We start from the raw sequence: 22,532 nt of genomic DNA on the forward strand, positions 1-22,532 counted from the left end.
AGCGTTTACACTCCAAACAATGGGCTATCAGTACGTTGTTCCTGCCAGCCTGAAAGTTGCAGATCTTCATAGACCGATTGGGGTAGAGGCAAGTGTGGGGTACGTAATATCACTTCTGCTTCTCTTTCACGACAGGAGCCGAGCAGAAATGGAAAGCTGAACTTGAGATAATTATCATGAAAAAATTGATCGTTAAGAACAATTCCCCTGAAGGGAAATGAAGCAATATTCTTCCAGCAAGTGCCTGGCGGAGCCAAATCATATAGCCAGAATCTATGATGTTGTGCGGCTGCTCGTAATGCCGCTTCATCCTTCACTAAACTGGCGTAATTGATAGCAAGAGACACATTTTCCGTTTGCAGGCTGGGATAATTTTCGGGCGCCTGTAAAAAGCGCGCAAGGCTATTTCCCATCAAAGGGATAATTATTTGTTCGGGCGTATCGGGCAACTGATTGTGCAGCGAAATTATGTTGCTTCCATTAAGTAATGCTGCGCTTTCCTGTTCACAATGCATAAAGGGTGCTGAATAACACACGCCCATCAGTGCCCCGTCGAGACGACGGATACGCTCAGTAACATAAGGATTATATGAACTGTTTTCCATTTATCTCTATGAATAAATTAATTAACTGGAACGTCTTAATTATTATAAGAACGGCAAGGTTGCTGTGATCTTTACGCTCCCAATATAGATCGAATTGTTCGTTAAGATCACCTTTTTTAGCTGTCACTGATAGAGAGATAAGGTGACTAATAAATGCATTTAATAATGCGTTATTGGAACTTCTGGAATGATTCGGATATTTTCAGATGAAAACAATCAGTCTGCTAATATTCAGAACTCTATGCTTAGTTAAATTCCAGATAAGCAACTGTTTTTAAAGCGCACGGCTAGCCATTGCTTGCGCCCGTCAGATGTCGCACTCTGTGGCCGGAAAATGATAATGAGAGCCGTTCAACGGCTTTTCACCAGGCTGGTGCAATGACGCTGGCCGGATGCTGATTTAGGATGGGATAAAATATGGGTTCACAGTTATCCGCAGCAGAAGATTCTCTGTTGCGGCACAGGTCGTTTGTCGCCTTCTGGCTGGCACGCACCTGTTCATCGTTTGGTTTCCAGATGTTCTCCGTGGCAGTGAGCTGGCAAATCTACGCCATCACCCACAGCGCCATGGCGTTGGGGATGATTGGCTTGATGCAGTTCCTGCCTTCCGTATTGCTGGCCCTGCCGGCCGGCCATCTGGCCGATCAGTTTGATCGTCGCCGCATTGTGCTGATAGGGCAATTCATTGAATGGCTGGCCCTGCTTGGCCTGGTGGCACTGACGCTCATGCACTGGGCGGATAAAATTGAAATTTGGGGATTGGTGTTTCTGATCTCCGTGGCCAAAGCGCTGGAGTGGCCGTCGATCACATCGATGCTGCCTGCGCTGGTGCCTCCGCCAATCCTCGCGCGTGCCATGGCGGCGAGTTCAGTGGGCGGCCAGGCAGCAGTGATCGTTGGCCCTACCTTAGGTGGCCTGCTGTATGTGGCCGGTCCCGAGGTGGTGTACGGCGTTTCCGCACTGTTTTATCTCTTCTCTCTGGTGCTGGTCAGCCGCCTTCGTTATGAACGCCCGCCCCAAACGCGCATGCCGATGAATCTCACCACCATGTTTGCAGGTGTGCGTTTTATTCGTGAGCGCAAAGATGTGCTCGGTGTGATTTCACTCGATCTCTTCGCCGTCTTGCTGGGGGGCGCCACCGCGCTGCTGCCGATCTTTGCGCAGGATATTCTGCATACCGGCCCCTGGGGATTGGGGATGCTGCGCGGTGCGCCCTCGGTGGGGGCGCTAATTGTTGGCGTGTGGCTCAGCCGTCACAAGCTGGAAAAACACGTCGGCATGATTATGTTTGGTTCTGTGGCGGGCTTTGGGGTCGCCACACTGGTGTTCGCGCTCTCAACGCAATTGTGGCTCTCTTTGCTGGCGCTGGCCGCACTGGGCGGATTCGATATGGTGAGCATGGTGATTCGTGGCGCGCTGGTGCAGCTGGATACGCCGGATGATATGCGCGGTCGCGTGAATGCGGTCAACGCCATCTTTATTAACACCTCAAATCAGCTTGGCGAGTTTGAGTCAGGCATGCTGGCCGCGTGGATGGGGGCGGTGCCTGCGGCCGCGCTCGGCGGTATTGGCACGCTGGTGGTGGTGGCAGTCTGGATGACGATTTTCCCGCATCTGCGCAAGCGGCAGAAGCTGGAGAACGAAAACGCAGGATAAACGCCAACAAAAACCGGCTCGCGGGCCGGTTAATGGTGTCACCACTCTGCACTGCCATGAAAAGTCCCGCGCAAAGGGGGATCTGCGCGGGGAGGTTGACCTTAAACGGTCGCGGTTTTCCCCAGGCTGGCGTCAAATTGTTTCCAGCTAACCGTCATATCCACCACGGTTTTCGATTTTCGTGCTTCATCGATTTTAATCGCGGTCAAACCCGCTTCCAGTGCATCCACCACAGAAACTTTCAGTGGCGTTCCCTGTTTAATGTGCTTGACGATCTCTTCGGCCATCAACGCATCGGCACCATAGTGGCCGTCATAGGCATTACCGCTGTAAGTGGTATCGACTTCACGCTCGCCAGTGCGGGCGTTGTGCACACGGAAGTAGTTACGCACAAAGTCGCCCTCGGCCATGCCGTCGGTGCCCATCACGCAGAAACGACGAAATTCATCCGGTACGTTGAGGTTGGCGTGGAAGGCGAGCGTTGCGCCATTGGCGTATTCGATCAGCGCCGTCTGGTAATCGACGATATCGGCGTCGCCGTCAAACACCGCATCAGTGCTCGACCAGCCGCTGGGCTTAACGTGATACACCTCCGATTGCGGCGTGACAGCGCCGGTGGGTGCATGCTGCGGCGTGAAGTTCTTACGTCCACCAAAGCTGGCCACGCGCACCGGGCGTTCACCGATTAATCCCTGATAAAGATCGATGTCGTGGCAGCATTTTTCCAGAATGTAAGGACCGGCGTATTTTTCCAGACGTCGCCAGTCGCGCTGGAAGAAAGCGCCGTGATAGGGCTTGATGTGTTCAGTGGCTTCGATTGAGGTGATTTCACCGAGACGATTTTCATCGCGTGCGCTCAACAGATCGTGATACAGCGGTGAGTAGCGCAAAACTAAGCCGACCAGAATGCGCTCATGCCCATATTGTTGAACCAGTTGCGCCATCGCTATGGTTTGTTCTTCATTGATCACCACCGGTTTCTCGGTAAACACGGTGTAACCAGCGGCCAGCCCCTGACGAATATGCTCAAGGTGCATAAAGTTGGGTGACCCCACCAGCAGCAGATCGAAACCACCGTGCTGGAGCAGCGCATCCACGCTATCGAACGCCTTTCCGGCATCAATGCCAAAGGTGTGAAGATTTGGCAAGCCAGCGGGAGCTGGATCGACGTAACCTACCACGGAGAACTCTGTGTCAGCTTTGTTGAACTCTTTCACCACATGGGAAAGACGAAAGCCCAGACCAATAATGCCCACTTTCATGTTGTACCCCTGAAGCCCGTTGCTTGTTAGCTGCCCGACCCATCAGGCTGCTGATAATCTGACCGTTAACTTATTACGACAGAAAAACTAATGTCAATCCGTAACGCCGATCTCAAATCGGCGTTTTAGGTTATATTTATGTTTTTGTTAGATATTAATTAGCTATACGGAATGCGTATTTATTTATGATTGCGATTTAAGTTTTTTTCCCCTATCTTTCGCACATCTATAAGTATCATGCCGTTCGTGGCAGGCAGGAGGAAGCGCGTGCAATCACTTTTGCTGGGAATTGATGGCGGTGGTACGCACTGTCGCGGACGGCTGACGGACAGCGCCGGCCGCGTGCTGGCGGAAGCGACGGGCGGGCCCGCCAATGTCTGGTCGCAGTATGATGCCGCCATCACCGCTATTGAATCGGTCATCGGCACACTCTTTCAACAAGCGGGGCTGGCTGCCGATGCGCGCGACCGCACCTTGCTGGTGGCGGGTTTAGCAGGCGCAAATGTGGCATCGGTGCACACGCGGCTGCAAAACTGGCAGCCACGCTGTCAGGGACGCTATCTGTTTACCGATGTTGAGATCGCCTGTGCGGGTGCGCACGATGGTGCACCAGGCGCGGTGTTGATCGTCGGGACGGGCAGCCAGGGAGCAGCCTGGGACGGCGCGCAGTTTACGCTGCTGGGCGGCTGGGGTTTTGCCCTGTCAGATGCCGGTTCGGGAGCCATCCTTGGACGCCGTGCACGGCGCTTGGCGCTGCTGGCGCACGAAGCTATCGTGCCTGCCTCGGCACTGACCGAACGTATTATGGCGTTGCATCAAAACAGCCCAGAGCAGATGTTGATCTGGTCACAGCAGGCCACGCCCGCCGAGTGGGGCAGTGTGGTACCTGAAGTCTTTGCCGCTGCGCAGCAGGGCGATCCCCATGGCATTGCGCTGGTACAGCAGGCCGCTGCCGATATCGTGCAGATGGTGCAGCCATTGCTGGCACGCAGCCACGGCAAGCTGGCACTGATGGGAGGACTCGCGGTGCCGATTCAACCCTGGTTACCCGCGGAGATTGCTGCACAGCTTGTGCCGCCGCAGGGCGATGCCTTAAGCGGCGCACTGCGCCTTGCCAGCCAGTTCAGTCAACAACCGGCTTAGCCTCTTCCAACTTAAAAAAGAGATCCATGAGCGCTCCCAACGTAACTGCACGCATTTTGCGGCTGATTGTCGAAAATGCGCCGATCAGCCAGTCTGACCTCAAAGTCCGCAGCGGCCTGAGCATGTCCACGGTATCGCAGGCCACTAATCGTTTGCTGTCCGGCGGCATTGTGCAGGAGCTGGGGCTGCGTCGCGTCTCGATGGGGCGGCCAAAAACCCTGCTCGGCCTCAACCCGGATCACGCCAGCGTGGTGGGCATTCAGCTCAATGCTGAACGCAACCTGATCGTCTTAACCGATCTGAGTGGCAATATCATCGGCGAACAGCAAATCCCTTCAGGCGCGATGACCCCCAAGCAACTGGGTGATGCGCTGGCGAAGTTTTTGCGTGGCGTGGAAGGGAAGAAAGTCGGTGCCATTGGGCTGGCACTCTCGGGTCTGGTGGATGCCAGTAACGGGGTATGCGTGCTGTCACGCGCGCTGGGCTGGAACAACGTGCCGATTGCCCGCCTGCTGGAAGATCGTTTTTCGCTGCCGGTATTTATTGAAAACGATGCCAATGCGTTAGCCATGGCCGCGCTGGTATTTGGTCAGTTGGGTCATGCGCAGTCAGCGGTGATCGCTACCTTTGGCAAAGGTATTGGCGCCGGAATCTTGCTGGATCGCCAGCTCTATCGCGGCCGTCATGGTAAAGCCGGTGAGATTGGCGTGTCATTGCTTGGTGATGGATCAGAGCGATTGCTGGAAGATGTGGCCTCGTCTCAGGCGATTTTGCAGCGTGTGGCGGTTTCACTGAAAGAGGCGTTGCCGCAGACATTGCGCGATCTGGATAACCAGCCCACACCTGAAGTGCTGAGCGCGCTGGCGGAAGCCGGGCAGCATCTGGGCATGTCGCTGGCGAATCTGTCGGTGGCTTACGATCCTGACGTGGTTTATCTGGCGATGGAGCCGCAGATGGCCTCGCGCATACTGCTCGACCACATCACCCAGAGTTTCCAGACCTATCGCCTGAAGATCACGCCGCAGATGACGCCGCTGCAGTTCCTCACCGAGTCGAATCGCATGTGGGCACAGGGCGCGGCAGGTTTTGCGGTGAACAAGCTGTTGGATTTGCTGGCGGCGCAGGCGGATGAAGAGACGGAGTCTTAAAGCAGCAATCTATGTAGTGGCGCGATCTGCATCGACGTTGTTCACTCGTTATAACAGAGCGCCGTAGCATAACTACGGCGCTCTCTTCGTTCAGGCGCCTAACGCAGGCGCAATCCCTGTTCATCAAACAACATTCCGCGCTCAGCATTAATCTGATAACTGACGCGGTCGCCAATCTCATGTTCTGCCGCGTTGCGCTCCTCAATCACCAATAACTTCTCCTCACCGATATCCAGGTAAAGATAGTTGGTGTGCCCCAGCATCTCGCTGAATGACAAGTCGGCGCTAAAGCTCAGCGTAGCGTCATCCTCGTTGGCCGGAGAGAAATGCTCAGGCCGAATTCCCAACGTGACTTTTTGTCCTTCGTGACAGGCTGCATCGATCTTCATGGTCAGAGTGTGGATGCCCAATGCAGGAACGCGCAACTGCACGGCACCCGGCGAGACCGTGGCGATTTCCGCCTGCAGGAAGTTCATCTTAGGAGAACCGATAAACCCGGCGACAAACAGATTGTCGGGATCGTGATACAGCGACATCGGTGCACCCACCTGCTCAATTTTTCCCTGACGAAGTACCACGATGCGATCGGCCAGCGTCATCGCTTCCAGCTGGTCGTGCGTGACATAAATCATGGTGTTGCCCAATGAGGCATGCAGGCGAGCAATCTCAATGCGCATCTGTAACCGCAGCTCAGCATCCAGATTGGAAAGGGGTTCATCAAACAGGAAAATGCGGGGATGGCGGATGATGGCGCGGCCAATGGCCACACGCTGGCGCTGGCCGCCGGAGAGCGCACGTGGCAGGCGATCCAGCAGTTCCGTCAGATGCAGTCGCGCAGCAGTTTGGTTGATGGCCGTTTCAATCTCCGCTTTGGATTTCTTCATTACTTCCAGCGGGTAAGCCAGATTGCCGCGCACCGTCATATTCGGATAGAGCGCATAGGACTGAAATACCATGGCAATGCCGCGCTCGGTAGCGGGCTGGTGCGTCATGTCTGCGCCTTCAATCAACAGCTTGCCGTCACTGATCTCCTCCAGCCCGGCAATCATGCGCAGCAGCGTCGATTTACCGCAGCCGGAAGGGCCGACAAACACCACGAACTCGCCGCTGTTAATGGTGAGATCGATACCGTGGATCACATTCACATGGTCGTAGGACTTTTTAACGCTTTGCAGATGCAGGCTGGTCATGGTGATGCCTCAATCAGAGTAGTTGGCCCATGTAGATGGCGTTGCTGCGCATAATGGGCGTGAAACCGAGACGTTGATAAAAGCCGCACACCTTCTCGTTTTGCAGGCTTACGCCCAGATAAACACCCGGCACGCCAGCGGCACGCAGATCCTGCAGCAACTGCTCAATCAGTTTTCGTCCCCAGCCGCCCTGTTGCGCTGGCGGCAGCAGATTGATGTGCAGATGTGCAGGCCATTGCGCCACCAGTTGTTCCGCAGCGGTATCCGGCTGGAGGATGCCATCCAGCACTTTACTGTCGAGGGGGGCTCGCGGCGTGTAATCGCGATATTGCTGTTGCAGTGGCGGCCACCACTGCGCATCCAACTCTGCTTCGAAGGCGCGTGTATCCGGTGCTGCCACCGCATAACCCATCACTTCACCCTCTATTTCAAGGGCATAAGCAAAGTCAGGCGCAAAGCGCGCGTAGGGAATGACAAAGCGCAGGCCGGGCAGTGCCGGGTCGGAATAGAGCGCGGTGGCGTCATTGCCCGCATTGGCTGTTTCTAAGCAGATGCGCGACAGGGCCGGAAAATCGCTCTCGCTGGCGCGGCGAATAACACCTTTAGCCGTCATGGTGGTGCCTCTGTGGTCATGAGATGAACAGATTTTACGGTAAATAAAGCTGACTTAGTTTTCAAGGTGTAATAATTGCGCTACCGCACAACACGGAGGTAAATCCTGAGGGCGGGCGATGGCGTGAACGACCCCGTAAAGCGGCGCAGAGCCTGTGGTGCCTGTGTTCTGGGATGATTATGTCGCACAGGCCTCTCACATCTCTCAATAAGTATAGAATTTTCATATGGTCTGTCAGTGGGTTAATGCAGGTGAACGGCGTGAGTGATTTGTGCTGGCTGTAGGGGTGGGTCTTCTTATGGTGTGCGCTTCAGCGGTTGTCAGGCAGGATTCTCTGCTGTATAGCCTGCCTTTCTTCTCACAATTTGCACTGTATCACAGAGCAAAAATTCCGCAGTGAGGGTGTTTGACTTTCTTTTGTGCATAAAGTAAGTATGAATTAACGTCGTTATTACTGCTGCTGAATCAACCTGCCAGGACATGCAGGTGTCGCGATGAAGGGAAGCCAGTCATCTGTTGGAGAAACCGAGCATGATGTGTGATTCAACCAAACGTCCGTCCCGTATGAAAAGCTCACTGCGCAGTGTGTCGCGTCTGGTTTCAGCCGGGATTTTGCTCGGTGCGACCATGGCAACGGCACAAGCGGTCACGCTGAACGAATGGGATATTTATAACTATCCGCAGCAAACCGAAGCCGTGGATGAAGCGGTTAAAGCGTTCCAGCAAAAGAATCCCGGCATTACCATCCAGCGCTCGGTGCACTCCTTTGAAGACACGCGTATTCCTCTGAAGCTGGCGCTGACCGCCGGTGATGGCCCGCAAATCGCGCAGGTCAATCAGGGCGGTGGTGATATGGGTTCGCTGGTGAAAGACAAACTGCTGTGGCCGCTGGACGATTATGCCAAAACCTACGGCTGGACCACGCGCTTCCCGGATTCGATCCTCAAGCGTAACCGCTGGTCTGATAAACAAGACTTTGGCAGCGGCAAGCTGTATGGCGTGGCGAGTCTCGGTGAAATGGTGGGGCTGTATTACAACAAGGCGCTGCTGGACAAAGCGGGTGTCGCGGTACCGAAAACCCTGCCTGAACTGGAAGCGGCAATGGAGAAACTAAAAGCCGCGGGTACGCCGCCGATGATGCTCGGCCTGCTGGACGGCAACATGGGCCAGCAGCTGCTGAGTACGGTGTGGGAAGCACAGATTGAGAGTAAAGATCGCAAAGCCCTCGACGATCTGATTTACGACGTGGGCGGCACCTTCAAAGACGACAAGCTGGTGAAAGCGGCGAGCATGATGAAGAGCTGGAAAGACAAAGGCTACTTCTTCCCCGGCTTCGAAGGCATTGGTCATGATGATGCGGCCACGCTGTTCCAGAATGGTCAGGCCGCGTTCCTGGTGAGCGGCACCTGGTATCTCGGCCAGTTCAAAGACAATAAAGATGTGCACTTCGCGGCGATGCCGATGGGTGAGGGCGTGCAACATGCGCTAATGGTGGGCGGTACCGATCTGGCGTTCTCGATCACCAACACCGCGAAAACCAAAGAGCAGCAGGATGCGGCTGCCAAATTTATCGACTACATCGTTTCCGACGAGATGGCTAACCGCTGGTTGAAAGTGGGCTTCCTGCCGGCGGGCACCAGCAAGAATGCACAGATCCCGGCGGATAATCCCCTGCTGGCAGAGACATATCAGGTTTGGGTAACCCTCAACGAGCATGATGGCCTCGGCCATTATCTGGACTGGGCCACGCCGACCATGAATGCCGAGCTGAATCAGAACGTGCAGCTGTTGCTGGCAGGACGACAGACGCCGGAGCAGATGGTCACCAATTTCGACAATAACTATCAACGCTACCTGAAAACCCTGAAGCACTGATGACGTCCGGCCCGGCGATGATGCCGGGCCGTGAATTAGCCTGCAAGCGAGTAAGGTTATGCTGAACAAATCTGCCTGGCGCAATGCGCTCTATCTTCTGCCTGCCGTATTGGTTTACGCGGTGTTTTTACTCCTGCCGCTGCTGGCCTCACTCGGTATCAGTTTCACCGAGTGGGATGGCACCTCCTTGCCGATTTTCACCGGTATCAGCAACTATGTGCGCATGTTCCAGGATCCAGTGTTCTGGGTGGCGCTGGGTAACAATGCGCTGCTGATGCTGTTTTACACCTTGCTGCCGATTGGCGTCGGTCTGCTGTTGTGCAGCTTCCTGTATGACACGCGCAACGGTAAAGAGCGCAGCGTATTGCGTATTCTGTTTTTCCTGCCCTACATCATGCCGATGGCGGTTCTTGGCGTAGTGTGGCGCTGGCTGTATAACCCAGCGTTTGGTCCTATCGATCAGTTCCTGCGCGCCATCGGATTGCCACAGCTGGCGCTCTCCTGGTTAGGCGATTTCACCTGGGCGTTACCGGCCGTGGGTTTTGTCGCGACCTGGTATTTCTTTGGATTCTGTCTGGTGCTGTTTATGGCCGGATTGCAGCGTATGGATCCCTCGCTGTTAGAAGCCGCCGATTTGGATGGTTCATCACGGCGTCAGAAATTCATGCGTATCACGCTGCCCTCGCTGCGTCCGGAATTGCGCATTGCGCTGCTGCTGACGGTGATTGCCAGCCTGAAGGCCTTCGACCTGGTGTATGTCATGACGCAAGGCGGGCCGGGCACCTCGACCATGGTGACCAACATCTTTATGTATAAGCAGGGCTTTGACCTGCATTACTTTGGCTACGCGTCTGCGGTCGCCGTGTTCAGTATGTTGATTGTGCTGATGATCAACGCCTGTATTCATTTTGCTATTCGGGAGCGTCACTGATGCGCGGTACGCCTGTTGTCTCACGCGCGCTGATTTGGATTGTCGCGCTGATGACCATCCTGCCGTTTTTAATGGCGCTGATGACCTCGTTCAAAACCCAGATGGAGCTGTTTCAGGGCGTGTTCACGCTGCCTTCATCGCTGAACTTCAAAAACTACGTGACGGCCTGGCAGCAGGGGCACTTCAACGTCTACTTTATGAACTCGGTGCTGGTGGTGATTCCGGTGGTGATCAGCAGCATTTTGTTAGGGATCCTGGCGGGATTTGGCTTTGCCTGGCTGAAAATCCCCGGTAAGAAGCTGATAGCCGCGATGCTGGGCCTGGGCATGGTGCTGCCGAGCGAGGCTTTTATTATTCCGCTCTACCATGAACTGCGTTGGATGGGACTGACGAATACTTATCTGGCGCTAATTCTGCCGCAGATTGCTTTATCGCTGCCATTTACCACGCTGATGATTGCCACCGCACTCCAACAGGTGCCACGCGAACTGGTGGAAGCCTCGGTGATGGATGGCGCATCCCGGCGCAAAATCCTGTGGGGCATTCTGGTGCCCGCCATCTGGCCGACTCTATCAACACTGGCGCTGCTGCTGTTTATCTGGACGTGGAATGAGTTCCTGATTCCGCTGATTCTGGTGAACAAGGATGAACTGCGTACCCTGCCAATCGGCATGATGTTCTTCCAAAACAAAAACACCATTGATATTCCAGTGCTGATGGCGGGCGCGATGATTGTGATCATGCCGCTGGTAGTGGTGTTCCTGGTGTTCCAGCGCAAATTTATCAGCGGAGTGACGGAAGGGGCGGTGAAGTAGGGGCACCCTTTGGGGCGTCTGGATTGCAACCTGTGATGGAATGCACAGTGTTGGACAATCCTGGGATATTTAATTAACACCCATAAACAGTTTATGGTTATTGTGCCATGGTTAATTTCAGGAGGAAATTACATGGCTATTAATGGAAAGTTTATTCTTACGGGTACTCAGTTCTCTCCACTCATATTACCGGGAATTGGCCATTTCATGGCTTTCTCGGGCAATAATCATTATCGCAATCGCCCGGCATGTGCATCCGTTCCATTTAATGGGCCTTTACCCTTAGGTCTGTATTACATCGTCAAACGACCAACGAATGGCGTGAAGAGTATGTTATATAATATGAGCCGAGAATTTTGGTCATGGCCGGGAAGTTCACCTGTTGTTCATGCAGAATGGTTTGGACTTTTTCGCCATGACGCACTCATTGACGATTATACGTTTACTGAAGGTATTAAACGCGGTAACTTTCGTCTTCATCCAATTGGCCCTGCTGGAATATCACAAGGTTGTATTACCTTACAGTATCGTAGTAATTTTCTTAAAATCCGTCAGGCATTGATGACTTACACTTATGGGAATAAAAACATCCCAGGCACCAGTTTCTATTCTTATGGGACAATTGAGGTCATTGATGGGAGTGTTTCAGATGCCTGTAGCGTATAGTTCTGGTATCAGATTCCCACTAAAAATTGCATTTTTCTTCTTGGTTTTTTTTATACTCATTCCTATTAATCATTCAATAGGTTTCGCCTTTCTTAATGAAAATCAGTCTGCATTTGTTGACTTTACCTATGCATATGGTTTGGGTGATGCGGAGGGGTTTTACGGTCAATTGATTATTGCTTCATCTGTTATTGAAAGCGCGAGTCTTTTAGCACTCACGCTTTATCTGATAAAGGTTTTCAAAAAGCGTCATTGATCAGGGATTGATTAGTTTCGTTCATTCCATGCATCAGTGTGCTGTACATTGCCATCACAATATCTCCATGTGACTTTTTCATACATCATCGCAACGGATTCGACATGGTTAGTTTGATGACTGTTCGCTTTTATATTTGCCATGCCAGGAATTACGGAAACAATTTTGACACCTTCAAAAAGCATATTGAAGTATTCGACCTCTTGTCCTGCATCACTAATACAGTACCATTTAAATTCTGCTGAATTTAAAGTCTGCCCTGATGTGACAGCTTTATAGAGGTAGGGGCTTGATGAATCGAATTCCTTTTCAAAACTTACCGGCATATGTGTACGAGTTCCCGTAATCTTACCCGTAGCACCATCAACCGGTAAAGTGACTCCATGAGAGAATCCTTGCACTTCAATACTGTGTTCTCTTGCTGTTACATCTACGGAGCCTTTAATAATCGCTCCACCATCATCCTTTAACCACAAATAAGCCGGGATAGGCATATTATTTCCTTTTTACCGTTGTCCTGAAAATAAGGTACATCAATAAAATTCATTTCCCATGCTTATTTTGTGGTTATTGTGATCTCTATTGACACTTAATTTTTACAACGCTGCCGCGATCGCCACACCCAATTCTTCCGTTGAGGCGCTACCGCCGAGGTCGCGCGTCAGGCTGTTACCGGCGGCCAGGGTGCGCTCAATGGCATCCAGCACGGCGGCACCCGCTTCGGTGTAACCGAGGTGCTCCAGCATCATCGCGCCACACCAGATCTGTCCAATCGGGTTTGCCACGCCTTTACCCGCGATATCCGGTGCTGAACCGTGCACCGGCTCAAACAGGCTAGGGAATTTCCCTTCCGGATTGATATTAGCGGAAGGCGCAATACCAATGGTGCCGGTACAGGCTGGACCGAGATCTGACAGGATGTCGCCAAACAGGTTGCTGGCCACCACCACATCAAACCAATCCGGATGCAGCACGAAGTTCGCGGTCAGAATATCGATATGATACTTATCAACTTTCACTTCCGGGTAGCTCGGAGCCATGGCTTCAACGCGGCTGTCCCAATACGGCATAGTGATGGCAATACCGTTGGATTTGGTGGCAGACGTCAGGTGTTTCTTCGGACGCTTCTGCGCTAATTCGTAGGCAAATTTCAGGATGCGATCGACGCCGACGCGCGTCATCACCGTTTCCTGAATCACCACTTCGCGGTCGGTGCCCGGGAACATGGTGCCGCCGACCGACGAATACTCGCCCTCGGTGTTTTCGCGCACCACGTAGAAATCGATATCGCCCGGCTGACGATTCGCCAGCGGCGCTTTGACGCCTGGCATCAGGCGCACCGGGCGCAGGTTGACGTACTGATCAAATTCGCGGCGGAACTGCAGCAGCGATCCCCACAGCGACACGTGATCCGGCACCACATCCGGCCAGCCTACCGCGCCAAAATAGATGGCATCAAACTGGCTCAGGGTGGCGAACCAGTCATCCGGCAACATCTTGCCGTGCTCTTGCCAGTACTCGGCGCTGGCGAAGTCAAACCATTGCCATTCCAGAGAAATATCGAATTTCTTTGCCGCTGCATCCATCACGCGGATGCCTTCAGGCATCACTTCTTTGCCAATGCCATCGCCAGGGATGACGGCGATTTTGTAGGTTTTGCCGCTCATAGGGTTCTCGCAGGTTGCTGTTGATGTTCTGAACGCAGTATAACCATGCATTACCGGGAAATAATTAGCCTGAGCGGCAAGCCAATGTTGAATAAAAGTAGAGAATCGCGTACTTCGACTGACGATCTGGCCTTCTTTGTGCGCGTTGCAGCACTCGAAAGTTTAACCGCTGCGGCGCGTGAACTGGGCTTGTCGCTGCCGGCAGTGAGTAAACGCCTCAGCCATTTGGAGCAACGACTTGGCGTGCAGCTGTTGCGCCGTACAACACGTCGTCTGGAGTTGACCGCCGAGGGTAAGCGCTATCTGGAAGGCGCGCGACCGTTGCTCGATCAACTAGCGGAGTTGGAAGAGTCCGTTAGCAGTCAGGCCGCGGTGCTGCGTGGCTCGCTCAACATCAACGCCTCATTCGGCTTTGGTCGCCGGCATGTGGCGGCCTGTGTGTCGCGCTTTGCCGCGTTGCATCCGGAAGTCTCGCTGTCATTGCAGCTCAGCAGCCAGCCCCTCAATTTCCTCGACTCCCACATCGACATTGATATCCGCATTGGCGAGCCGCCTGATGCCCGTCTCATCGCGCGCAAGTTACGCACCAATCCGCGCGTGTTATGCTGCGCGCCCGCATACGCTGAGCGCCATGGTTTGCCGGACAGCGTGGCTGCGCTGGCGCAACACAACTGCATTTTACTGCGGCAATATGAGAGTGACTTTGCCCTGTGGCGTTTAAGCAACGGCGAGCAACAACTGACGCAAAAGGTGCACGGCAGCCTGATCACCAACGATGGTGAAGTGGCGATGCAACTGGCGATGGACGGGCACGGCATCCTGCTGCGCTCATGGTGGGATGCGCAGCATATGATTGAAAGTGGCGAACTGTTGCATGTGCTGCCCGCATGGAGCACGGTGGATGGCGATATCTTTGCCGTGTGGCAGCCACAGCGTCAGTTGCCCGCACGCATTAGCGCCTTTGTCGATTTTTTGCAGTCCGCCTTGTAACTATTAAGTGATTTTTGATTATTTATAATCATCATTGACTGTTTGTGAGCATGATCAAACAAATCATTTGCCGTTTAGCCTATAAATTGCCCTGCTTATGCGTGAATTCATTCTTATTTGAGTGAAATAAATCAATAAGCATAAACAGGGTTGCCTTTGTGCACAGACACTAGAATAACAAGATTGGCAACCTCATTAACGGCATGCGTGAAGCCCAGCGCAGGCCACGACCCTACGTTATCAATGAGGCTAAAATGAAACAGTTCTCTACAGAAGGGATGATGATTATCGTCGGGATAGTCATCGCGTATATTCTGTTTACCACCTGGCTGACCTGGCGCCTGCGCAGTAAAAACAGTGGCGACTTTATGGCGGGATCCAACGTGATGCCAGCCTTTGTCGTGGGTGTAATGTTGATGTCTGAGTACATCGGCGCGAAATCCACCATCGGCACCGCACAGGCGGCGTTTGAAGGGGGTTTTGCCGCGTCATGGTCGGTGATTGGCGCCGCGATAGGCTTCCCGCTGTTCGGATTTCTGCTGGTTAAGCGCATTTATAACACCGGAAAAATCACCATTTCCGGTGCGATTGCTGAGCGTTACGGCAATTCGACCAAAAACATCATTTCTATCATCATGATCTACGCGCTGCTGCTGGTGAACGTGGGGAACTACGTGAGCGGCGCAGCGGCGATCTCGACCGTATTGAACCTGAATCTCACCACGGCGGCGGTGATTACCGCGCTTGTGAGTACCTTCTACTTTATGTTTGGTGGCATGAAAGGCATCGCGTGGGTCACGCTGCTGCACAGCGGCCTGAAATATATCGGTATCCTGATCATTCTGGGTGTGGCACTGCATATGACCGGTGGCGTCAGCCCGATGATCAAAGAGATGCCGCACTTCTATTGGACGTGGGACGGCAACATCGGGGCCAGCACGATTTTTGCCTGGATGATCGGCACCATCGGTTCGATTTTCTGCACCCAGTTTGTGATTCAGGCGATTGCTTCCACGAAAAGCGCTGAGTCAGCGAAGCGTGCAACCTGGGTTGCCTTCTTCTTCTGCATGCCAATTGCTATTGCCATTGCGTTGATTGGTGTGGCGGCGAAGTACCTGCATCCGGATATCAAAAGCCTGTATGCGCTGCCGGTGTTCCTGCAGGATATGAGCCCATGGCTGGCGGGGATTGTGACCACTTCGCTGGTGGCATCGATTTTCGTCAGTGTCAGTACTGTAGCGCTGGCGATTGCTTCGCTGGTGGTAAAAGATTTCTACGTGCCATATCGCAACCCGACGCCAGAACGTGAATTCCGCATGACGCGCTGGCTGTCGCTGCTGATTGGCTTCCTGCCGTTAATCCTGGTGCTGTTCGTGCCTGAGGTGCTGAAGCTCTCCTTCTTTACCCGCGCGATTCGTCTGTCGATCTCGGTAGTGGCGATTATTGCCTTCTACCTGCCGTTCTATAAGAGTACACGCGGTGCAAATGCTGGTCTGATTGGGGCCTGCGTGGTGACCACCGTCTGGTATCTGCTCGGCGATCCGTTCGGCATTAATAACATGTATGTGGCGTTGATTACGCCCGCGGTGATCATGTTGATTGATCGCCTGATCCCGTCGCCGCAAACGCACGACAAAAAAGCACCAAAATCTTCAATGCAAAACAGTGGAGCTTGATATGACCGATTCAACGATTACCGTCGAACGTAACGGTAACCTTCATCCGCACGCGCAGGATGCGCAGCAGCTCACGGCGATGCTGCCTTCGGTCTGTCCGCAGAATCACGCCGCTAATCTGCTGCCGCTGCCGAACGGCGACTTGCTGTGTGTCTGGTTTGGTGGCACGCAGGAAGGGATCGCTGATATCTCCGTGTGGTGCTCACGCCTGGAACAAGGCAGCAGCCAGTGGAGCGATGCGCAGAAACTTTCTGATGATTCCACGCGTTCTGAGCAAAACCCGGTACTGTTCCTCGATCCTGACCAGGTATTGTGGCTGTTGTGGACGGCGCAGAAGTCCGGCAATCAGGACACGGCCATTGTGCGCTATCGCCAGTCGCGTGATTTTGGCCGCAGCTGGAGCGCCATCGAGACACTGCTCGATCAACCCGGCACCTTTATTCGCCAGCCGATTACCGTGTTGCCGAATGGCAACTGGCTGCTACCGGTGTTCTATTGCCGCACTCAGCCTGGCGCGAAGTGGGTGGGTAATGACGACATCAGCGCGGTAAAAATCTCCAGTGATAAAGGTAAAAGCTGGCGTGATGTGGCGGTGCCGGATAGCCTGGGCTGCGTGCACATGAACATTACTCTATTGCAGGATGGCAGCTTACTGGCGCTGTATCGCAGCCGTTGGGCGGACTTTATTTATCAAAGTCGTTCAACAGATGGCGGTGAAAGCTGGAGTGCGCCGGTGGCGACTGAACTGCCAAACAACAATTCCTCAATTCAGGTGACCACACTGAATAACGGCCATCTGGCGCTGGTATTCAATGCCATGAGCGCCAAAGATGCCAGCGAGCGTCGCCTGTCGCTGTATGACGAAATCGAAGATGAGGATGATGATGTGGCGGTGGCGGCTGAACCGGTGGTGCATAGCGGGCGCACCGCATTCTGGGGCGCACCGCGCGCACCGATGACGCTGGCCATTTCCCCGGACGGCGGCAAAAGCTGGCCGTGGCAGCGTAATCTCGATGAAGGCGACGGCTACTGCATGACCAACAATTCGCAGCAGAAACTCAATCGCGAGTTCTCTTATCCCAGCATCAAACAGAGTGACGATGGCGCGCTGCATATCGCCTATACCTATTTCCGTCAGGCGATTAAGTACGTCCGCGTTAACGAAGCGTGGGCGAGGGGAGAGCAATGAGTCGACACGCGCTGGTCACGGGTGTCAGTTCCGGTATTGGCGCGGCGATTGCCGATCATCTGCTGGCGCAAGGCTGGCAGGTGACGGGGTTCAGTCGCACGCTGGTAAAGAAAGATCATCCGGGCTTTATCTCGGTGAGTGTGGATCTGTTTGATGCCAGTTTGCTGAAGCAGGCGCTGGCCGCCTTGCCAAAGGTGGATGCGCTGGTGCATGCCGCAGGCATGATGGCGGCAGCGCCGCTCGGCGATCTCGATGAGGAGCAGAGCGCGCGCCTGTGGTATTTGCATGTGCAGGTGGCGCAGATCATGGCGAACGCGTTGCAGCCGCAGATGACGCAGGGCGATCGCATTTTGCTGATCGGCAGTCGCACCTCACGCGGCGCCGCTCATCGCAGCCAGTATGTCAGTACCAAAGCGGCGATGGTCGGGATGGCGCGCAGCTGGGCCGCTGAGTTAGCGCCGCAGGGGATCACCGTGAATGTTATCGCGCCCGGAGCCACAGAGACGCCCATGCTGCTGCAACCCGGCCGCGCCAGTTCACCACCAAAGCTGCCGCCCATCGGACGTTATATCAAGCCGGAGGAAGTGGCGGCGCTGGCTGGTTTTGTGCTGTCACCCGCTGCTGATGCGATAACCGGGCAGGAGCTGGTGATCTGCGGTGGGGCCTCGTTGTAAAGAGCGGTTTTGCTGTCATCCGCAGCCTATGCAATAACCGGGCAGGAGTTGGTGATCTGCGGTGGAGCGTTGTTGTAGAGAGCAGGCAATATGCTCTGCCCACTCTGCGGTCATTCCTGAATCCAGCTCAGGATTCAGGGAGCGGGCAGGTTAAGAGAGGCGCACTCACCGTTACCCTATTTCCCTCGCAAAGCCGTGACATCCACCTGCCAGATATTCAGTTTGTTATACAGTGCGGTACGTGAAATCCCCAGCAGCTGTGCCGACTGGCGCAGGTTGCCTTTCTGTTCGCTCACCACCTGCAATACATGCTGGCGCTCATTCTCCTGCAATGAGGTCAAGACGCCTGCTTCCGTTAACGGTTCGCGCTGTGTCATCTCTTCCGGTAAATCCGACTTGCCAATCTCCAGCCCTTCGCACAGGTTCACCATGCGTTCGACCAGGTTCTCCAGCTCACGCACGTTGCCCGGCCAGTGCCACGCCTGTAAGCAGTGCATGGCTTCTGAAGACACCTGCGGCGCAATGCGTTTCAATCGGGTACAGAGCGCCTGAATAAAGGTATTCACCAAGCCTGGGATATCTTCCTGACGTTCACGCAGCGGCGGGATAGCTAATGAAATCACGTTAAGCCGGTAAAACAGGTCGCGGCGGAAGGCGCCTTTTTCCACCGCATCCAGAAGATTACAGTGGGTGGCGGCGATGATGCGCACATTGACCTTCAGCGGATGGGCCGCGCCGATACGCACTACTTCACTCTCCTGTAATACGCGCAGCAAACTGGTTTGTGCCTCTAGCGGCATTTCGCCAATTTCATCCAGAAACAGCGTGCCGCCATCCGCCAGCTCGAATTTTCCAGCGGAGCCGCCACGCCGGGAACCGGTAAACGCGCCATCGACATAACCAAACAGTTCGCTCTGCACCAGATCACGCGGCAGAGCGCCGCAGTTGAGGGCGATAAAGGGTTCCTGATGTCGTGGGCTGGCGTTGTGGATCGCCTGTGCAAACAGCTCTTTGCCGGTACCGCTCTCACCGCTTAACAGCACGGTGCTATCGGTACGGCTGCTGGCGCGTGCTTTCTGGATTGCTTGCTGCACGCGAGGAGCGTGGCCGCGGATCATCTCAAAGGTATAACTGGCGCTGACGCCCATTACCTGCCGCGTAATCGCCCGAATGCGCTGATTCTCACGCAGTGACAGCACGCGGCCACCATCGGGTGCGGGCATTAATGAAATCAGGCAGGAGAGGGGCTGTACGCCATCCGGCATAAACTGCAGCTCGCGGTCGTTACAGAATGGCATGGTCAGCAGCGATCCGCCCTGTGGTTGCAGTAACACATCGATCGGGCCGGCTTGGGGATCGAGGCCGCTAAAGATCTGCCGCGCATAACGGTTTAAGGTTTTGATCCGTCCATGGCGATCGCAGACGATCACGCCCTCATTTAAGGTTTCGAGGATCGACTGTTGTTCCGCCAGCAAACTGCGCAGCATCAGCTGTTGTCCTACCGCTTCCGCAGCGGCCTGCACCGTGCCGAGCGTGTGCGCATTGAAGTTATCCGGCGTGGCGGTGAGTGTGAGCACGCCGAGCAGCTGGCCGCCGGCATCACGGATGGGTGCGGCAGCGCATTGGTAGTGGCGCTTACGCAGATCGATCTTCCAGTTTTCCCCGCTCAACACATACACCAGGCGTTGCTCAATCAGGCAACGTGCCGTGCAGTTAGTGCCGAGCACCTCTTCGCTCAGGATGCTGCCGATCGGCGTCATATCTGCGCCGCAAAAATGTAGCGTGACGCCCTGCGCATCTGTGAGGTTGATATGGCCGTCCGGGTTATAGGCCAGCAGGTTTTCCATTACGTTACGCGCCACCATAATCAGCTCGGCATTGTGCGCAAGGATGGCCTTCAGCTCATCAGCGGGTGGCGAAGTGTAGACGAAGGTATGGGGATCGATAGCGCGCTGCTGCGATCGCTGCCAGGACTGCAAAATACTGCGCCGCATCCAGCCCGGTTGTTCCCCCCTGACAAAGCTGTGCCAGCCCTGCCACAACAAGGTATCCCATTCGCCCGCTTCAGTTCCTTCCGGCAGGCTGAAAATCGGGTCGCTTTCATCTTTAAACGGCAAACGTTCACTGGCGCGCATCAGAGGCTCCTGGTCAATCTGGAATGTCCATTTTATTGACATGTGAAGTTGACATGTAAAGTTTATGACCAATCCACAGCGCAACGCTGTGTGGTGCCTCACATAAATCGCCCCTTTTTAGTTGGCATCTGGATTGCAATGAAATGTCTATCTCACCTGTCCCGAACGGACATATCCAAAACAGTAAGGAATGATTTATGACATTTCATCTTCAACCGGTACGTGTTGGTCTGATTGGCGCAGGGCGAATGGGCAGCTTCCACGCCGAGAATCTGGCGTATCGCGTACCCGGCGCCACGCTGGCGGCGGTGGCCGATCCGCAGCCCGGTGCCGCTGAGAAACTTGCCAGCAAACTGGGTGTAGCAAAAGCCTACAGCGATTTGCATGCGCTGCTGCAAGATCCAGAGATTGATGCGATTGCCATTGCAGCGCCCGCTCGCACCCATGCCGAGTGGGTAATTGCCGCAGCGAATGCCGGAAAACACGTATTTTGTGAGAAGCCGATGGCCGTCACGCTGGAGGAAGCTGATCGGGCGATTGCCGCCGCCAAAAGCGCGGGCGTGGTGTTGCAGGTGGGCTTTAATCGCCGTTTCGATGCGGGTTTTGCGGCGGCGATTGCGGCAGTGAAGGCGGGTGAGAACGGTATTACGCAGTTGAGTCGTTCTGTGACGCGCGATCCGGCGCTGCACGATCCGTCACGCATCCCACAGTGGACCATTTATCTCGAAACGCTGATCCACGATTTCGACACGCTGCTGCATTTCAACCACGGGGCAAAACCGGTGGAAGTGTATGCCATTGCTGATGCGCTGGTGCGTCCGGATTTCAAGGATAAAGGTTTACTGGATACCTCGGTGGTGACGATTCGTTTTGATAACGGAGCGATTGCCATCGCGGAAGCCAACTTCCAGGCAGTGTACGGCTATGACGTGCGCGGCGAAGTATTTGGCAGCAAGGGGATGCTGCAGGCGGGCCATATCACCTCTTCTAACTGTGTGCGCTACAGCGCCAGCGGCATCAGCATGGAAACCTCGCGTATGGATTCGGATCTGCTGCGCGAAGCCTATGTGGCGGAAATGATCGAGTTTGCCCGCTGTATACGCACCGGTGAAACACCGCGCGCCACCGGCGAAGACGCGCGCAATGCGCTGGAGATTGCGCTGGCCTGTATTGAATCGGTCACCCACAACCTGCCTGTCAAAGTGGGAGCGCGCTAATGGCTGCTTATCAACTCTCAGTTTGTGCCGAAATGGTGTTCCTCGATCTGCCTTTCGTCGAGCGTGTGAAACGCATTCACGCGCTGGGGTTTGGCGTCGAAATCTGGGGATGGGCCAATAAAGACATTGATGCGCTGGTCGCCACAGGTGCGCGATTCACCTCCATGACCGGCTATCTCACCGGCAATCTCACCGACGATGACGAGATCCAGCAGCTGCTGCAAAGTGCTGAAGCCTCGCTGGCCGTAGCTGAGCGGCTTAACTGCCCGGGATTAAATCTGCACGGCACCGGGCTGGATGACAAAGGCTTGCCGGTCAAACCTGTGGAAGTGGTAACCGGTGCGATGTGGCTGAAAGCGGTCGATACCTTGCGCAAAGTGGCGCAACTGGGCGAGCGCGCCGGGCGCGTGTTCACCCTCGAAAACCTCAACCTGCCGGTCGATCATCCCGGCACCCCGTTTGCGCTGGCTGCCGATACCCTGGCGCTGGTGGAGGCGGTCAACAGCCCGGCGCTGAAGATGAATCTCGACCTTTATCACGCGCAGATTGGCGAGGGCAATTTGATTGAGCTGATTCGCCGCAGCGGTTCCGCGATTGGCGAAGTTCAGGTGGCGGATGTACCGGGTCGCCAGCAGCCGGGCACCGGCGAGATCAACTATCGCGCAATCGCGCGTGCACTTCAGGAAGTGGGTTACAGCGGCACGGTGGCGATGGAGGGCTGGGCCAGCGGTGACAGCACGGCCGCGCTAGAGCAGTTCCGCGATCACTTCACGATTTAAGCGTTTTACCGCCGGGTATTTGCCTGTTGCCCGGCGTCATAACAA

21 protein-coding genes are annotated in these 22,532 nt (G+C 54.7%); 14 read left to right on the forward strand and 7 right to left on the reverse strand.

What is annotated here, in order from left to right; all coding sequences use genetic code 11:
- Positions 1-5: 5 nt before the first annotated feature.
- Positions 6-605, reverse strand: coding sequence for a hypothetical protein (locus tag ACXI0A_RS03430; protein WP_476150363.1), 600 nt, complete (start codon positions 603-605; stop codon positions 6-8).
- A 417-nt stretch (positions 606-1,022) separates the two neighbouring features.
- Between ACXI0A_RS03430 and ACXI0A_RS03435 the strand changes: the two genes are divergently transcribed.
- Positions 1,023-2,261 (forward strand): MFS transporter, encoded by a 1,239-nt coding sequence (locus ACXI0A_RS03435; protein WP_224932229.1) that lies wholly within the window; start codon positions 1,023-1,025, stop codon positions 2,259-2,261.
- A 101-nt stretch (positions 2,262-2,362) separates the two neighbouring features.
- Here ACXI0A_RS03435 and ACXI0A_RS03440 read toward each other — a convergent pair whose 3' ends face one another.
- Entirely contained in the window at positions 2,363-3,523 is a 1,161-nt protein-coding gene (locus ACXI0A_RS03440) for a Gfo/Idh/MocA family oxidoreductase (RefSeq protein ID WP_476150360.1), read from the reverse strand.
- Between the two features lie 267 nt (positions 3,524-3,790).
- Here ACXI0A_RS03440 and ACXI0A_RS03445 point away from each other — a divergent pair, with 267 nt between their 5' ends.
- Positions 3,791-4,666, forward strand: coding sequence for a BadF/BadG/BcrA/BcrD ATPase family protein (locus ACXI0A_RS03445; RefSeq protein WP_476150359.1), 876 nt, complete (start codon positions 3,791-3,793; stop codon positions 4,664-4,666).
- Positions 4,667-4,692: 26 nt separating this feature from the next.
- Complete coding sequence (locus ACXI0A_RS03450; RefSeq protein ID WP_476150357.1) at positions 4,693-5,814, forward strand: ROK family protein; 1,122 nt, start codon at positions 4,693-4,695, stop codon at positions 5,812-5,814.
- A gap of 98 nt (positions 5,815-5,912) precedes the next feature.
- Here ACXI0A_RS03450 and ACXI0A_RS03455 read toward each other — a convergent pair whose 3' ends face one another.
- Entirely contained in the window at positions 5,913-7,004 is a 1,092-nt protein-coding gene (locus ACXI0A_RS03455) for a sn-glycerol-3-phosphate ABC transporter ATP-binding protein UgpC (protein WP_476150356.1), read from the reverse strand.
- 13 nt (positions 7,005-7,017) lie between these two features.
- Complete coding sequence (locus tag ACXI0A_RS03460) at positions 7,018-7,617, reverse strand: GNAT family N-acetyltransferase (RefSeq protein WP_476150354.1); 600 nt, start codon at positions 7,615-7,617, stop codon at positions 7,018-7,020.
- A 531-nt stretch (positions 7,618-8,148) separates the two neighbouring features.
- Between ACXI0A_RS03460 and ACXI0A_RS03465 the strand changes: the two genes are divergently transcribed.
- The 5 genes from ACXI0A_RS03465 (at position 8,149) to ACXI0A_RS03485 (ending at position 12,160) form a co-directional block, all read left to right on the forward strand.
- Positions 8,149-9,492, forward strand: coding sequence for an extracellular solute-binding protein (locus ACXI0A_RS03465; protein ID WP_155288003.1), 1,344 nt, complete (start codon positions 8,149-8,151; stop codon positions 9,490-9,492).
- 58 nt (positions 9,493-9,550) lie between these two features.
- Complete coding sequence (locus ACXI0A_RS03470) at positions 9,551-10,423, forward strand: carbohydrate ABC transporter permease (protein ID WP_224932239.1); 873 nt, start codon at positions 9,551-9,553, stop codon at positions 10,421-10,423.
- Positions 10,423-11,238 (forward strand): carbohydrate ABC transporter permease, encoded by an 816-nt coding sequence (locus ACXI0A_RS03475; protein WP_224932241.1) that lies wholly within the window; start codon positions 10,423-10,425, stop codon positions 11,236-11,238. Before ACXI0A_RS03470 ends, ACXI0A_RS03475 begins: the two co-directional genes overlap by 1 nt.
- 132 nt (positions 11,239-11,370) lie before the next feature.
- Positions 11,371-11,904 (forward strand): tlde1 domain-containing protein, encoded by a 534-nt coding sequence (locus tag ACXI0A_RS03480; protein WP_476150351.1) that lies wholly within the window; start codon positions 11,371-11,373, stop codon positions 11,902-11,904.
- Positions 11,888-12,160, forward strand: coding sequence for a hypothetical protein (locus ACXI0A_RS03485; protein ID WP_476150349.1), 273 nt, complete (start codon positions 11,888-11,890; stop codon positions 12,158-12,160). Before ACXI0A_RS03480 ends, ACXI0A_RS03485 begins: the two co-directional genes overlap by 17 nt.
- Positions 12,161-12,171: 11 nt before the next feature.
- On the opposite strand, the gene ACXI0A_RS03490 is transcribed toward ACXI0A_RS03485, so the two are convergent.
- Both ACXI0A_RS03490 and ACXI0A_RS03495 read right to left on the reverse strand, forming a co-directional pair.
- The gene (locus tag ACXI0A_RS03490) at positions 12,172-12,654 is read right to left on the reverse strand and encodes a type VI secretion system tube protein TssD (protein WP_476150347.1); all 483 of its coding nucleotides are present in this window, start codon (positions 12,652-12,654) and stop codon (positions 12,172-12,174) included.
- Between the two features lie 102 nt (positions 12,655-12,756).
- Positions 12,757-13,827: a tartrate dehydrogenase gene (locus ACXI0A_RS03495; protein WP_476150345.1), complete on the reverse strand. Its 1,071-nt coding sequence runs from the start codon at positions 13,825-13,827 to the stop codon at positions 12,757-12,759.
- A gap of 84 nt (positions 13,828-13,911) precedes the next feature.
- Here ACXI0A_RS03495 and ACXI0A_RS03500 point away from each other — a divergent pair, with 84 nt between their 5' ends.
- The 4 genes from ACXI0A_RS03500 to ACXI0A_RS03515 all read left to right on the forward strand — a co-directional run bounded on the left by ACXI0A_RS03500 (position 13,912) and on the right by ACXI0A_RS03515 (position 18,356).
- Positions 13,912-14,817 carry a LysR family transcriptional regulator gene (locus ACXI0A_RS03500; RefSeq protein WP_224932248.1) on the forward strand — a complete coding sequence of 302 codons (906 nt, stop codon included), beginning with the start codon at positions 13,912-13,914 and terminating at the stop codon, positions 14,815-14,817.
- Positions 14,818-15,071: 254 nt separating this feature from the next.
- A complete protein-coding gene (locus tag ACXI0A_RS03505) occupies positions 15,072-16,493 on the forward strand; it encodes a sodium:solute symporter family protein (RefSeq protein WP_224932249.1) in 1,422 nt (473 codons plus the stop codon).
- A gap of 1 nt (position 16,494) precedes the next feature.
- Positions 16,495-17,682, forward strand: coding sequence for an exo-alpha-sialidase (locus tag ACXI0A_RS03510; protein WP_476150342.1), 1,188 nt, complete (start codon positions 16,495-16,497; stop codon positions 17,680-17,682).
- The gene (locus ACXI0A_RS03515; RefSeq protein ID WP_476150341.1) at positions 17,679-18,356 is read left to right on the forward strand and encodes an SDR family oxidoreductase; all 678 of its coding nucleotides are present in this window, start codon (positions 17,679-17,681) and stop codon (positions 18,354-18,356) included. The genes ACXI0A_RS03510 and ACXI0A_RS03515 overlap by 4 nt, the downstream gene beginning before the upstream one ends.
- Positions 18,357-18,532: 176 nt before the next feature.
- Here the strand turns inward: ACXI0A_RS03515 and ACXI0A_RS03520 are convergent, their stop codons facing one another.
- Positions 18,533-20,491 carry a sigma 54-interacting transcriptional regulator gene (locus ACXI0A_RS03520; RefSeq protein ID WP_476150339.1) on the reverse strand — a complete coding sequence of 653 codons (1,959 nt, stop codon included), beginning with the start codon at positions 20,489-20,491 and terminating at the stop codon, positions 18,533-18,535.
- A gap of 197 nt (positions 20,492-20,688) precedes the next feature.
- Here ACXI0A_RS03520 and ACXI0A_RS03525 point away from each other — a divergent pair, with 197 nt between their 5' ends.
- Together ACXI0A_RS03525 and ACXI0A_RS03530 are read left to right on the forward strand one after the other, a co-directional pair.
- Positions 20,689-21,708 carry a Gfo/Idh/MocA family oxidoreductase gene (locus tag ACXI0A_RS03525; protein WP_476150337.1) on the forward strand — a complete coding sequence of 340 codons (1,020 nt, stop codon included), beginning with the start codon at positions 20,689-20,691 and terminating at the stop codon, positions 21,706-21,708.
- Positions 21,708-22,487: a TIM barrel protein gene (locus ACXI0A_RS03530; protein ID WP_034826749.1), complete on the forward strand. Its 780-nt coding sequence runs from the start codon at positions 21,708-21,710 to the stop codon at positions 22,485-22,487. The genes ACXI0A_RS03525 and ACXI0A_RS03530 overlap by 1 nt, the downstream gene beginning before the upstream one ends.
- Positions 22,488-22,532: the final 45 nt, after the last annotated feature.

This window comes from Pantoea sp. C1E2 (assembly GCF_056491465.1).

Bases quoted from the DNA above. Each gene is read 5' to 3' on its own strand.
- ACXI0A_RS03430 (WP_476150363.1), bottom strand. From the start codon at position 605: ATGGAAAACAGTTCATATAATCCTTATGTTACTGAGCGTATCCGTCGT.
- ACXI0A_RS03435 (WP_224932229.1), top strand. From the start codon at position 1,023: ATGGGTTCACAGTTATCCGCAGCAGAAGATTCTCTGTTGCGGCACAGG.
- ACXI0A_RS03440 (WP_476150360.1), bottom strand. From the start codon at position 3,523: ATGAAAGTGGGCATTATTGGTCTGGGCTTTCGTCTTTCCCATGTGGTG.
- ACXI0A_RS03450 (WP_476150357.1), top strand. From the start codon at position 4,693: ATGAGCGCTCCCAACGTAACTGCACGCATTTTGCGGCTGATTGTCGAA.
- ACXI0A_RS03455 (WP_476150356.1), bottom strand. From the start codon at position 7,004: ATGACCAGCCTGCATCTGCAAAGCGTTAAAAAGTCCTACGACCATGTG.
- ACXI0A_RS03460 (WP_476150354.1), bottom strand. From the start codon at position 7,617: ATGACGGCTAAAGGTGTTATTCGCCGCGCCAGCGAGAGCGATTTTCCG.
- ACXI0A_RS03465 (WP_155288003.1), top strand. From the start codon at position 8,149: ATGATGTGTGATTCAACCAAACGTCCGTCCCGTATGAAAAGCTCACTG.
- ACXI0A_RS03470 (WP_224932239.1), top strand. From the start codon at position 9,551: ATGCTGAACAAATCTGCCTGGCGCAATGCGCTCTATCTTCTGCCTGCC.
- ACXI0A_RS03475 (WP_224932241.1), top strand. From the start codon at position 10,423: ATGCGCGGTACGCCTGTTGTCTCACGCGCGCTGATTTGGATTGTCGCG.
- ACXI0A_RS03480 (WP_476150351.1), top strand. From the start codon at position 11,371: ATGGCTATTAATGGAAAGTTTATTCTTACGGGTACTCAGTTCTCTCCA.
- ACXI0A_RS03485 (WP_476150349.1), top strand. From the start codon at position 11,888: ATGCCTGTAGCGTATAGTTCTGGTATCAGATTCCCACTAAAAATTGCA.
- ACXI0A_RS03490 (WP_476150347.1), bottom strand. From the start codon at position 12,654: ATGCCTATCCCGGCTTATTTGTGGTTAAAGGATGATGGTGGAGCGATT.
- ACXI0A_RS03495 (WP_476150345.1), bottom strand. From the start codon at position 13,827: ATGAGCGGCAAAACCTACAAAATCGCCGTCATCCCTGGCGATGGCATT.
- ACXI0A_RS03500 (WP_224932248.1), top strand. From the start codon at position 13,912: ATGTTGAATAAAAGTAGAGAATCGCGTACTTCGACTGACGATCTGGCC.
- ACXI0A_RS03505 (WP_224932249.1), top strand. From the start codon at position 15,072: ATGAAACAGTTCTCTACAGAAGGGATGATGATTATCGTCGGGATAGTC.
- ACXI0A_RS03510 (WP_476150342.1), top strand. From the start codon at position 16,495: ATGACCGATTCAACGATTACCGTCGAACGTAACGGTAACCTTCATCCG.
- ACXI0A_RS03515 (WP_476150341.1), top strand. From the start codon at position 17,679: ATGAGTCGACACGCGCTGGTCACGGGTGTCAGTTCCGGTATTGGCGCG.
- ACXI0A_RS03520 (WP_476150339.1), bottom strand. From the start codon at position 20,491: ATGCGCGCCAGTGAACGTTTGCCGTTTAAAGATGAAAGCGACCCGATT.
- ACXI0A_RS03525 (WP_476150337.1), top strand. From the start codon at position 20,689: ATGACATTTCATCTTCAACCGGTACGTGTTGGTCTGATTGGCGCAGGG.
- ACXI0A_RS03530 (WP_034826749.1), top strand. From the start codon at position 21,708: ATGGCTGCTTATCAACTCTCAGTTTGTGCCGAAATGGTGTTCCTCGAT.